The 12,500-nt window shown below is 34.2% G+C and carries 12 protein-coding genes; 4 read left to right on the top strand and 8 right to left on the bottom strand.

The genetic code is table 11. The features are described from left to right. Window position 1 precedes the first annotated feature (1 nt). The 8 genes from OEW74_RS14135 to OEW74_RS14100 all read right to left on the bottom strand — a co-directional run bounded on the left by OEW74_RS14135 (window position 2) and on the right by OEW74_RS14100 (window position 7,922). A complete protein-coding gene (locus OEW74_RS14135; RefSeq protein WP_265429089.1) occupies window positions 2-364 on the bottom strand; it encodes a response regulator transcription factor in 363 nt (120 codons plus the stop codon). A 150-nt stretch (window positions 365-514) separates the two neighbouring features. Next, window positions 515-841, bottom strand: a complete 327-nt coding sequence (locus OEW74_RS14130; protein ID WP_265429104.1) for a transposase — start codon at window positions 839-841, stop codon at window positions 515-517. Between the two features lie 195 nt (window positions 842-1,036). After that, window positions 1,037-3,736 carry an ATP-binding protein gene (locus OEW74_RS14125; protein ID WP_265429103.1) on the bottom strand — a complete coding sequence of 900 codons (2,700 nt, stop codon included), beginning with the start codon at window positions 3,734-3,736 and terminating at the stop codon, window positions 1,037-1,039. Then, window positions 3,729-3,923, bottom strand: a complete 195-nt coding sequence (locus OEW74_RS14120) for a hypothetical protein (RefSeq protein WP_102981271.1) — start codon at window positions 3,921-3,923, stop codon at window positions 3,729-3,731. Before OEW74_RS14120 ends, OEW74_RS14125 begins: the two co-directional genes overlap by 8 nt. A 79-nt stretch (window positions 3,924-4,002) precedes the next feature. Further along, entirely contained in the window at window positions 4,003-4,230 is a 228-nt protein-coding gene (locus OEW74_RS14115) for a DUF6814 family protein (RefSeq protein ID WP_066679784.1), read from the bottom strand. 44 nt (window positions 4,231-4,274) lie between these two features. Further along, the gene (locus tag OEW74_RS14110) at window positions 4,275-5,855 is read right to left on the bottom strand and encodes an MFS transporter (protein ID WP_265429088.1); all 1,581 of its coding nucleotides are present in this window, start codon (window positions 5,853-5,855) and stop codon (window positions 4,275-4,277) included. Between the two features lie 45 nt (window positions 5,856-5,900). After that, entirely contained in the window at window positions 5,901-7,280 is a 1,380-nt protein-coding gene (locus tag OEW74_RS14105; RefSeq protein WP_265429087.1) for a porin, read from the bottom strand. A gap of 225 nt (window positions 7,281-7,505) precedes the next feature. After that, on the bottom strand, window positions 7,506-7,922 hold the full coding sequence (locus OEW74_RS14100) for a transposase-like zinc-binding domain-containing protein (protein ID WP_265429086.1): 417 nt from the start codon (window positions 7,920-7,922) through the stop codon (window positions 7,506-7,508). Between the two features lie 160 nt (window positions 7,923-8,082). Between OEW74_RS14100 and OEW74_RS14095 the strand changes: the two genes are divergently transcribed. The 4 genes from OEW74_RS14095 (at window position 8,083) to OEW74_RS14080 (ending at window position 12,399) form a co-directional block, all read left to right on the top strand. After that, window positions 8,083-8,682 (top strand): GNAT family N-acetyltransferase, encoded by a 600-nt coding sequence (locus tag OEW74_RS14095; RefSeq protein WP_265429085.1) that lies wholly within the window; start codon window positions 8,083-8,085, stop codon window positions 8,680-8,682. After that, complete coding sequence (argG, locus tag OEW74_RS14090) at window positions 8,654-9,847, top strand: argininosuccinate synthase (protein WP_265429084.1); 1,194 nt, start codon at window positions 8,654-8,656, stop codon at window positions 9,845-9,847. The genes OEW74_RS14095 and argG overlap by 29 nt, the downstream gene beginning before the upstream one ends. 127 nt (window positions 9,848-9,974) lie before the next feature. Further along, on the top strand, window positions 9,975-10,949 hold the full coding sequence (gene argC, locus OEW74_RS14085) for an N-acetyl-gamma-glutamyl-phosphate reductase (RefSeq protein WP_265429083.1): 975 nt from the start codon (window positions 9,975-9,977) through the stop codon (window positions 10,947-10,949). Between the two features lie 310 nt (window positions 10,950-11,259). After that, window positions 11,260-12,399 carry an aspartate aminotransferase family protein gene (locus OEW74_RS14080; RefSeq protein WP_265429082.1) on the top strand — a complete coding sequence of 380 codons (1,140 nt, stop codon included), beginning with the start codon at window positions 11,260-11,262 and terminating at the stop codon, window positions 12,397-12,399. The last annotated feature ends 101 nt before the right edge of the window (window positions 12,400-12,500 follow it).

The raw sequence follows: 12,500 nt of genomic DNA, 5'->3' as shown, positions 1-12,500 counted from the left end.
ATTATCCTAAAAGTTCCTCAATCTGCTGAATCAGTTTTTTTATGGAATAAGGTTTTGTTACATACGCATCAGCTCCCATTCCTAAGCCTTTTTCTATATCTTTCGGATTGTTTTTGGCACTTAAAAAAAGAACTTTTGTATTGTTCAAACCTTCATTTTTTTTAATTTCCTCTAAAGTGCTGTATCCATCAAGATTTGGCATCATGATGTCTAATAAAATAACATCCGGAACAAGAGTCTTAAGAAACTCTAAAACCTCAGCCCCGTCTCTTGCAATGTACACTTCGTATCCTATTTTCCGAAAGCTGTATTCTAGAGACATTAATATTTTATGTTCGTCATCCGCGATTAATATTTTTTTCATTTTTGTACATCGTTAAGGTTCAACTTCATTGTTTTTTATATTTTCTTTGAGAACCTGAAAGGTTCAATCTTAATAGCCGTAGGTGAAACCTATGGAATACAGATTATAATTTGCATTAAACCAACCCGCAAGGGTTGAATAAATTTATGTTCATTCGAATGATTCGATTCCATGTTCTGTTAAAAGCTTTTTAAATTCATCATCAAAAGTTTCCGTTTTGTGATGTTCTTTTTGATTTTTTATATAATTTATAATTCTTTCTTTATCTCTTATTGAGTTGGTAAATGCTCCGTAACCTTCCTGCCATCCAGTAAATGTGGGAAACAAGCCTGATTCTTTCATCCATAAGTTTGTTGCAACTTTGATATCTTTTACCAAATTACTAAGAGTGATGTTTGGATGGAGGTCACAAAAAATATGAATGTGGTCTGGCATTCCATTAATTCTATATAATTTACATTTTTTATTGTTTAAAATTCCCTAAATATATTTGTATAGCTCTGCTTCATTATTTTCATTAATTGTTGGTTCTCGATGTTTTGTTCCGAAAACGATATGATAAAATATTTGTCGATATGTTCCCATTTGTGTTTGTTTTAAAATTGAACCCTGTCGGGTTCTTGATTGTGTTGAATTTTCATTTTCCATAGGTTTCACCTACGGTTATTTTTATTAAACCCTGCCGGGTTCGTCATTTTGGACGTTATTCTCCTTTGGTAAAGTAACTGTAAAAGTCACCCCTAATCCACTGTTTTCTGCTTTTATGGTTCCGTTATGGGCTTCTACAATTCTTTTTGAAATGGCAAGACCGAGACCGCTTCCTGTTGGTTTTATAATATTTTGATTTTTAGACTGGTAAAATTTATCAAAAATCACTTCCAGATCTTCTTCCGGAATATTTTTTCCGGTATTGAATATTTTGATGGTTAAAAAATTATCTTTTTCTGAAAATTTAGTCTGGATTGTACCTTGTTCTTCAGTAAACTTTAAAGCATTTCCTAAGATATTTTGGAATAACTGAATCATTCTAGCTTCATCATATTCAAACAGATAATTATGAAGTAGATCAACTTCGCTTACATGAATGAATTTCTGCTGAATCAAATGTAAAATAGGGTTTAAAGCTTTTTTGTAAGTTTCAATAATGTTATTCTCCTGAATGTTTAAAGTAATTTCTCCATGCTGAAGTTTATCCAAATAAAGAATATCGTTGATGATCTCACTTAAACGGTCAGATTCTGTGATGATGTTATTTAAAAATTCCCTTTTAATATCTAAAGGAATATCGTCATCATCTGCTAAAATTTCTCCCGCTGAACGAATCGCTGTAATTGGAGTTCTTAATTCATGTGCAACAGAATCTAAGAAATCATCTTTCTGGCGGTCTTTTACAATTAAATTTTCATTGGCTGCACTCAAATCGTTTGAAAGTTGTTTCAGTTCTTCAGATTTCTCAGTAAGCTTCTTATTTAAAGTGATATTCTCCTTAGATTCTTCCAGGATATTTAAAACTTCTTTCAATGAAATTTTATCTTCTTTTGTAACGCCTTCAATTAAAATTTTCGCAGAAGCTGTCCCGATTCTTCCAGCCAAAAGGTTTTCGGAAAATTTTATAAATCTTGAATCAGCGGTTTCAGTTTGCGAATCGATATTGTATTTAATGTTGAAGATCCGCATTGCCTGTTCGGTTTTCTTTTTGCCTAAAAAACGTTCCAGAATATTTTTGATGTCAGAAACATAGGCGGTTCCTCTCCAGATAAAAGCATTCTCGTGATTTTGAATGTACTTATCAATGTCAACATATAATTCGGCAAAATTTCTTTCACGGTAATTTCCCTTCATGCTTACAGAAAGGATGGTAAACAAACCTGTATTCACTAAGATCGACCAAAAGAAAATTTCAGGAATTCTTCCTAAATACGGAATACTGAAGAAGTCGAAAACGTCATACATATCCCGTAAAGCTCCTTTGATTTCTGAGTTGTATGAAAAATAATATTGGGGTACAATCAATCCGAAATAGCAAATAATTAATCCTGCAAAAAGCCCGATGATCGCGCCTTTGTAGCTTCCTCTTCGCCAAAATATAGCGCCAAAAAATGCAGGAGCCAATTGTGCGATAATGACAAACGAAATTAAGCCAACCGAATCTAATGAAGTTTTTAAAATGAAATATTTATAAAAAGCAAACGCAACGATAATCAATCCAAAAATTGAAAATTTACGAACGTTGGTGATATTTCTGGTATTTTGAGTTTCATTTTCAGCTTTAAATTTCCCCAATAATCCGTAAGGAATAATTAGGTTGTTAGAAAGCATAATTGATAATGTTATTGCTGAAATAATAATCATTGAAATACAAGAACTTAAACCTCCTAAAAACACCAAAACGGTAATTAAAGTATTGTCAAAATGTTGCGGAATCAGAATAGAGTAGAACTCCGGATTTACGTTTTGACCTTGAAAAATCAATCTTCCGCCCCAAGCGATCGGGAAAATAAAAATAGTGAATATTAAAAGATACAGAGGAAAAAACCAGATTGCTGTTTTGATGTGTTTTTCCTGTCTGTTTTCGACAATTGCGGTATGAAACTGTCTTGGTAAAATACAGATCGCCGTTCCGGAAATTAAGCAGAGAACCATCCAGTTCATAGCGCCTTCAATTCCGTTGAATGTATTTTTTGCTTTAAAATCAGAAAATTTACTTGCCTTTTGATATAAATCTGAAAATCCGTCAAAAGCATAATAAATAACAAACAATCCTAAAATAATGATGAAAAATAATTTAAGAAAACTTTCTAGTGCGATTGCGGAGATGATTCCTAAGCGTTTTTCGGAAGCATCCACATATTTTGTTCCGTAATAAGATGAAAATACTGCGATTAAAACAACTACAAAGGTTCCGCTGTCGGTAAAAATGTTTTTGGAAACACTGGTTTCTGTTACTAAGTGAAATGTTTCAGATATAGCTTTTATTTGTAATCCGATATAAGGAATGATTGCAAAAAGACAAACCAAAGTAATGATGGCGCTGAAACTTCTCCTGTTTCCGTATCGCAAAGAAATAAAATCTGCAAGACTACTGATTTTATTGACTCTTGAGATTCTTACAATTCTTGTATTAATGTAAATCCACGCAGGAATTACCATTATTGGTCCGATGTAAATAGGTAAATAATTGAGACCGCTTGTCGCTGCTACGCCGATACTTCCATAATACGTCCATGCAGTGCAATACACCGCAAGAGACAATGCGTAAATGTAAGGGTTGTTAATCCAAAGCTTACTCTTCTTCTTCTCTGCCAAATGGGCAACTAAGAACAAAAGTGCGAGGTAAATCAAAACAACGATAAATAATGCGAAACTACTCATCATATTTTTTTACGATTACAAAAGAAATAATGATGGAGATCATCCAGACTGCGAATAAATAAACGAGGATCATGGGGTAACCGAAAATCTCCCTTTCACTGTTAAAAAGCAATGAAACAGGAATGCTGAAAGCAATAAGTAAACCTATGCTCAGAATAATCAGTTTTTGTTCGTGTCGCTTTTTCATGAATATTGAATAATCAATGATAAAGATAATTGATGAATAGACCGAAATCATTCATCAATTATCATCTATCATTTATAGTTTAAACTTTATCGTCAGAATATTCTCCTGTTAAAGAATAGTATCCGAAAATTGCCATTCCGCCTGTTACGATCGGCACCAATACAAAAAGTATGATGATTCCGAATACAAGGTCTTCCTGTTTTCCTGAAGTGAGTTTAGGGACTCCCATTACTGTTATTCCGAAGTAGGCAACAACTAATGCGGCTAAAATCCAGACAATGCCTAATATTTTTTTTAATCCGTTCATTTTAGTAGATTTAAAATTAATAAATTTTTAAGTGATTATCCCTATTAATCGTGGATATTGTTGTTCTTATTTTTAAGATAAATCAATCCGATGACTAAACAGACTGCGGCAACTCCAATCGGATACCAAAGTCCTTCAAGATACCAAGTTGGGTGTCCTGCATCTTTTCCTGAAGTTACGAGATAAGTGGCAACCGCGGGAAGTAATCCTCCAAAAACTCCATTACCAATGTGATACGGTAAAGACATCGAGGTGTAACGGATCCTCACAGGAAACATTTCAACTAAAAATGCTGCAATCGGACCATAAACCATCGTCACAAAAATCACCTGAATAAACACCAGAAATACCAAATACCATCTTGTGTCGTCGTTCAATGTAATTGCTGTGGAAACTTTTGGTTCTTCGGCTTTTCCGTCTTTCATTACCGGACCTGTTGCAGACCAATGAACAATACTGTCCTTTTTAATTAAAGTTCCGTCGGTAAAAGTTGTTTCTTTATGGAAAGTAATTAAGCTGTCTGTTGCGATATCTTTATGAATTGCTGCAACTCTGGTTTCTTTGATGCCGTCACTTGCAACCGTTTTAGCTTCAATGTTCACGCTTTTGTACATAGCGTCGTAAATCGGTCTGTAGGCTAAAATCGCAACCAGCATTCCGGTCATCATAATTGCTTTTCTACCGATTTTATCTGAAAGCCAACCAAAAAATACGAAGAAAGGAGTTCCCATCAATAAAGCTGTTGCCATTAAATAGTCTACCTGCATTGAGTTGATATTCATTACTTTTTGGAGGAAACTCATTGCGTAAAATTGTCCTGTATACCAAATTACACCTTGTCCCATCGCAGCTCCGAATAATGCCAATAAGACAAACTTGAAGTTGAATTTATTACCGAAACTTTCTTTTAAAGGATTTTTAGAAGTTTTTCCTTCACTTTTAGCTTTTGCGAAAAGAGGAGATTCTTTCATATTTTTTCTGATGAAATAAGAAACTCCCACCATTAAAATTGAAATCCAAAATGGAACTCTCCACCCCCAAGAATCAAAATCTTCAGCAGAAAGTGAATTTTTTGTGATTAAAATTACAATTAATGAAATGAAAAGTCCGGCAGTTGCGGTAGTTTGAATCCATGAAGTCCAATAACCTCTTCTGTGTGGCTGTGAATATTCCGCCACATAAGTTGCTGCTCCACCATATTCTCCTCCTAAAGCTAAACCTTGTAAAAGTCTTAAGATTAAAACTAATACTGGCGCCAAATATCCTATAGTTTCATATCCGGGAATACATCCGATTAGAAATGTGGAGAATCCCATGATTAATAAAGTAACGAGAAAAGTATATTTTCTTCCGATAATATCTCCCAATCTCCCGAAAAATAAAGCTCCGAAAGGTCTTACTACAAATCCTGCTGCAAAAGTTGCCAGTGTAGATAAAAATGCTGCGGTAGGATTATCTGCAGGGAAGAATTTTGTCGCTAAAACGACGGCCAAACTTCCGAAAATATAGAAATCATACCATTCTATCAAAGTACCGAGAGATGATGCAGTGATGACGCTCCAGATGGTGCGGTTTTTCTGCTTATCTGTCATATTCTCGTAAGCATCGTGGTGTTGTTCGCTCATATCACTAGATTTTTTTGTTTAAATTATTATAATGGAAATTAATTTTTATAGATAAATCTGAAGTTGTACAATAAATTCTCCTTTAGACTTCGGGCTTTCTGTAGGGTTTGTATAAACAGGTCTTGTAGAATATTGAGTAGTGATTTTCGCATGATGACCGTCTAAAAACCAGTTGGCTCCCACATCAAACTGTGAAGATGGTTTGTCGAATGCTTCAAAATCTTTGTAAGTATATGCTGCAAAAGGCTGAATTCTAACTTTCGGTTTTTCTGCCTGATTAGGGAGTAATAAACCTGCTTGAGCATAAACTACATTTCCTGTTCCGATCATTGGCTGTAAATTTCCGGGGCCAGCTAAAGCTCTTTGCCCGACAAAATTTGGGTCGTTGGCTGCGATATTCATTGTTCCTAAATTCCTAACGTAATTGGGTCCGAAATTATAGTTGAAATATCCAGCATACGCTGAAACTGCCATTTTGTTTTTTGCTTCACCCAAAGGAATATCGGCAAAAGCATCTACGGAAAGTAGGGTGATGTCGTGTTTTTCAATATTTGAGTTGACTGAAGTTCTCGTTCCTTCTGCTTGATGATAAAAACCTGCACCGACGTTGAAAACTTTTTTAGTTCCCAAGTAAGAACCCACTTTGAAAGGAAGAAGATTAGATTCTGTATCTAAAAATTGGTATTCAAAATATCCTGCTTTAGACCAGTTTGGGTTTCCATTGTTGTCAACAGCAACTTCATTTCCAGGAATTAAGGTATTTGGAGGGGTTAAATCTGTTGCGAATGGTTTATTTAAACTCATTCGGTATTCAAACTTTCCATATTTACCTTTTGCGAAAACTCCCATTTGTCTTGCAAACTGGTCGGAATTATCGATCAAAGGCCAGCTGAAAATAGGAGAGTCTACTGTAAGAAAGTTTAATGTTGAAGCCATTGTCATACGGGAAAGTCCCATGTAATAATGAAGTCCACCTCCTAAAGTTAAGCTGAATTTTCCGGCTTCACCCGGCATAATTACCGCATATTCATTCCAGGCATCATGAAAAAAAAGTTGAGGCTTCTTGCCGTTTCCATAGCCTCCTGTTCCGGTTGTTCCGGTTGCGCCGCCGTTAATGAAAGTCTGATTATTCATTCCGAAATGCAATAAAATCATATAGCGCTTGGTTACTTGTGCGTAAGCCAAAATACGGGCTCTTCGGTTTCCTAAATTCCAGGTATTATCTGTAGGTTCGCCTCCAACCATACTTCCGGGATTCATTTCTGTGTTCCTGATCCAGAACTGGTCCCATAAAATAAATCTAATGTATTTATCTCCTTCAGGATTTAAATTTATTTTTAAACCATTTCCATAATCAGGAGAACCTTGACCGTATACAGAACTGCTAATTAAAGCTAATCCAATAAAACTTAATATTTTCTTCATAAATTATTAATTTTTTGGCTGTTATTTTGTGAAAGCCAAATTGTAATTAATAATTTAGTTATAAAAATTTAATATATATTTATGCTTAGTATATAGTTATATGTTGTGAATGATGAATTATGAGTTCGGAAATCCTTCTTTTTTTTAAATTAAATTATTGATAATCATTAAATTAATTTTTTTAAATACTCATAACTTATAATTCTTAACTCATTATTAGGAAAATTATTTCTTAAACCTTTCCCATTTAATCAACATGTATTTATCAGCAAACTGAGTGATAATTAAACCTGAATTTTTAATGTTTTCTTCCTTGCTCATATATTCAATAAGTTCATTTTGTTTTAAAATTTTATAAACAGGATGGAAATCTGAGTGGGGTGGTCTTGTGATATTATATTTCTTAATCCAAGAGCTGATCGTGACATGAGAAACCCCGATAATTCTTTCTATTTCACGGAAACTCAATCCTTCAAGGTATAATTGTAAAGCTTTTGTTACGTAATAATCATCAATCTGTTTACCAAGTTTTTTTACTGTAAAATAGTAGTTGCAATCCTTACAGTGAAACCTTTGTTTCTCATTAATGATTCCGCTTTTTACAATATTTGAGCTCTTACATTTCGGACAGTTATTTTCCATAACTATATTTTTTTAGCAAATATATAATAATTTAGCAAAATGTTAATTTAACTTAAAGATAAAATTACCTGTATATTAATTTAATTCAATAAAATTATCTTTCTAATTTGGTTTTTAAAGTTATTATGTTTTAAATTTGCCAAAAAATTCAGATAAATAAATGGAAATAGAAATTTCCTCGTCCATGCATTTAATGTATGTGAGTGAAATACAGCAGGAAATGTATGATTCTGCACAGCGAAGAGGGACGGGTATTGCAAAACGTTCCATAGAATATTTAAGTAAAAAGATTTCAGAAGGCAATGCTGTTGTAGCCACTGAAAACGGAGAGTGGGTGGGTTTCTGTTATATAGAAACCTGGTCGCATGGTCAGTTTGTGGCTAACTCTGGATTAATTGTTTCTCCAAAATTCAGACATGGAGGGATTGCAACCTTAATCAAAGATAGAGTGTTTGCTTTATCAAGAGAGAAATTTCCCAATGCGAAAATATTTGGATTAACAACAGGTCTTGCTGTGATGAAAATTAACAGTGATTTAGGGTACAAACCTGTCATTTATTCTGAATTGACACAAGATGAAGAATTTTGGAACGGTTGCAAAAACTGTGTGAATTATGAAATTTTAATGAAAAAGGAACGTAAAAACTGTCTTTGTACAGCAATGCTTTTCGTTCCTGACGATAATAAAGTAAATAAGGTTGTAAATAATCAGCCCAAAAATCAATATCAAAATGAGCAAGAAAGTAATCTTAGCGTTTAGCGGAGGTTTAGATACCTCTTACTGTGCTAAATATTTGAGTGAAACACTTGGATATGAGGTGTATGCAGTGACTGTAAATACCGGAGGTTTTTCTAAAGAAGAAGAAAAAAAACTGGAAAAAAAAGCCTTCAATCTTGGGGTGAAAGAATACAGGTGTGTAGATGCTCAGGAAGATTATTATAATTCTTGCGTAAAGTATTTGATTTTTGGGAATGTGTTGAAAAACAATACATATCCATTGTCTGTAAGTGCTGAACGTACGATTCAGGCGCAGGAAATTGCAAAATATGCGATTGAGATCGGTGCTGATGCTATTGCTCACGGAAGTACAGGTGCGGGAAATGATCAGGTTCGTTTTGATTTGATCTTCCAGGTAATGTGCCCGAATGTAGAAATCATTACACCGATTCGCGATATGTCTTTATCTCGTGAAGAAGAAATCGAGTTTTTGAAAAGTCACGGTTATGAAATGGAATTTCATAAAGCACAATATTCTGTAAATAAAGGACTTTGGGGAACTTCAGTTGGTGGAAAAGAGACTTTAGCTTCAAGAAATTATTTACCTGAAGAAGCTTTTCCTTCACAAATTAAAGAAACTCAGCCTTCAGAACTGGAAATTGAGTTTAAAAATGGAGAGGTTGTAGCAGTAAACGGTGAAAATTTTGAACATTCGGTTTACGCCATTCAAAAAATTGAAGAATTGGCTTCTGCTTATGGAATTGGCCGTGATATTCACGTTGGAGATACGATTGTAGGAATCAAAGGAAGAGTGGGGTTTGAAGCAGCAGCGGCGTCTGTGATTATCAAAGCACATCATTTATTGGAAAAACATACGCTTTCAAAATATCAGCAGATGATGAAATCTCAATTATCCGACTGGTACGGAAACTGGCTTCATGAAGCGCTTTTCTTAGACCCTGTCATGAGGAATATTGAGTCTTTCTTGGATGATTCTCAAAAAACAGTCAGCGGAAAAGTTTTTGTAACACTTCATCCCTATAGATTTGTTTTAAATGGGATTGAATCTCAACACGATTTAATGTCCGATAAATTCGGAAGTTACGGCGAAGCAAACAGAGCATGGACGGGCGAAGATGTGAAAGGTTATACAAAAATCGTAAGCAATTCTTTAAATATATATCATCAAATTAATTCAACATTATGATGATAAACCCGAAGGGTTCAATAATAGTAGCCGTAGGTGAAACCTATGGTTGATAAAATCAACAAACAATCAGAACCCGAAGGGTTCAATAAAAATAACTGCAGACGAAACCTGTGGGAAAATAAAAATGATTAATATAAAAAAAACAGCAGGAATCATCGGAGCGAACGGTTACACCGGAAGCGAATTGGTTCGTCTGCTGGCTTTTCATCCCAATGTGACTTTGAGTTTTTTATATAGTCGTTCAAATTCGGGGACAAAAATTTCAGATTTGTACCCGGATTTAACGACGGTTTGTGAAATGGTCTTAACAGATCAGCCTGAAGAAGTAGATATTTTGTTTTTGTGCCTTCCGCATAAAGAAAGCCAGAGTTGGCTGGCACAAAATAAAATTAATGAAGAAACACTAATCATCGATTTGGGAAACGATTTTCGTTTGAATGGAAATTTCGAAAACAGAAATTTTATTTACGGATTGTCGGAAATCAATAGAAAACAACTTATTGGCGCAAAAAGTATTGCCAATCCGGGATGTTTTGCTACGGCGATTCAGTTGGCTTTGTTTCCGTTAGCTCAAAAAAAAATATTGAATGATGTTTATACAACAGGAATTACAGGTTCTACAGGAGCCGGACAATCTTTGCAGGCAACGACGCATTTCACCTGGAGGAATGATAATATTTCTGCCTACAAAACCTTGAAGCATCAGCATGTTGAAGAAATTTTGCAGCAATTAGCTTCTTTCAATAAAAATGAAATCAGTCTAAATTTTGTTCCATGGAGAGGAGATTTTGCGAGAGGAATTTTTACGAGTTCCACGGTGAAAACAGATTTAGAACTTTCAGATATTCATCAATTGTTTAGGGATTTTTATGCAGATGAACCTTTTGTAAAGGTAAGCGAAAAAGCAATTGATTTAAAGCAGGTTGTCAATACCAATCGCTGTGTGATTCATATAGAAAAGAGTGGAAATGTTGCGGTCATTCACTCAGCGATTGACAATTTGTTAAAAGGAGCTTCCGGACAGGCAGTTCAAAACATGAATCTTGCGATGGGCTGGGAAGAAAATTCAGGATTAAACTTAAAACCGATTGCGTTTTAAATGTGAATTAAAAATCTGAATTGTAAATTTTAAAAACTCCAATCAAAAAACGACCTAGGAAAATGTAGCGTTAAGAAAATTGAAATTTAATCCGTTAAAAAATTTCCACTGTTTGAGCACGAGGCAAATTTTCAGCCTAAGAATAAATTTTCAATTCGTGCGAGTTTTGGGAATTTTAGGATTCAATTTAAATTTTTAGCGGAAGTTTTCAGTCTTGAATTTTTGTTTCTTTTGCTTCAAGACAAAAGAAAATTAATAAAGATAGTTATTAGAAAAACCAACAACTATCAACCAAAAACAATCAACTAAGATGAATTTATTCAACGTATATCCATTATTCAACATAAACCCAATTAAAGCTCAGGGATCATTTCTTTGGGACGATAAAGGAGAAAAATATCTTGATTTTTACGGAGGTCACGCGGTAATTTCTATCGGGCATAACCATCCGCATTATCAAACTCAATTAAAAAACCAGTTAGATAAAATATCTTTCTATTCAAACTCAGTTCAGAATGAATTACAAACCGAATTAGCAGATAAATTAGGAAAACTGTCAGGTTTAGAAGATTACAACTTGTTTTTATGTAATTCAGGAGCTGAAGCGAATGAAAATGCTTTAAAATTGGCATCTTTTCATAACGGAAAAAACAAAGTATTGTATTTTTCAGGTTCATTCCACGGAAGAACTTCGGCGGCAGTTTCGGTAACGGATAATCCGAAAATTGTAGCTCCGGTAAATTATGATGAAAGATTTATTAAATCTGAATGGAATAATATAGAACAACTTGAAGAGGTTTTCGAAAAACAAGGAAACGAAATTTCATCTGTCATTATTGAAGGAATTCAGGGCGTTGGCGGAATTATGATTCCAACCGTTGAATTTTTAACTAAAATTAAAGAACTATGTGAAAAATATGATACCGTTTTGATTTTGGATGAAGTTCAGTCAGGATACGGAAGAAGCGGTTATTTCTTTGCTCATCAGGAATTTGGAATTGAAGCAGATATCATTACAACGGCAAAAGGAATGGGGAATGGTTTTCCAATTGGCGGAGTTTTAATTCATCCTAAATTTCAGGCAAGCAACGGTTTGCTGGGAACAACTTTCGGAGGAAATCATTTAGCTTGTGTTGCGGCGATTGCGGTGTTGGACGTGATGAAAAATGAAAATCTCATCGAAAATGCTCAGGAAATGGGCGCGTATATTGAAAATGAAATTAAAGATTTTCCACATATTAAAACCATCCGAAGGAAAGGTTTGATGATTGGAATTGAACTCGACAGGGATTGCTCGGAAGTGAGGAATAGCCTGTTGTACAATCATCATATTTTCACAGGAAATTCTAATGATAAGGCTTTGTTGAGGATTCTTCCGGCACTTAACATTAAAAAAGTAGAAACTGATTTGTTCATCAGTGCTTTAAAAACTGTTTTAGAAAATCTATAATTAATTAACCACAAATCGAAGATTTGACGAAGTCAAAAGTCACAAAAGTTTTATGATTTTAAGAACCTATAAAACTTTTTAAAGAGCATTAAAACTTATGA

Source organism: Chryseobacterium sp. YIM B08800 (genome assembly GCF_026163565.1).
In the GTDB taxonomy this organism is placed as follows: Bacteria; Bacteroidota; Bacteroidia; order Flavobacteriales; family Weeksellaceae; genus Chryseobacterium.
This window is presented reverse-complemented; position numbering and strand designations above follow the sequence as displayed.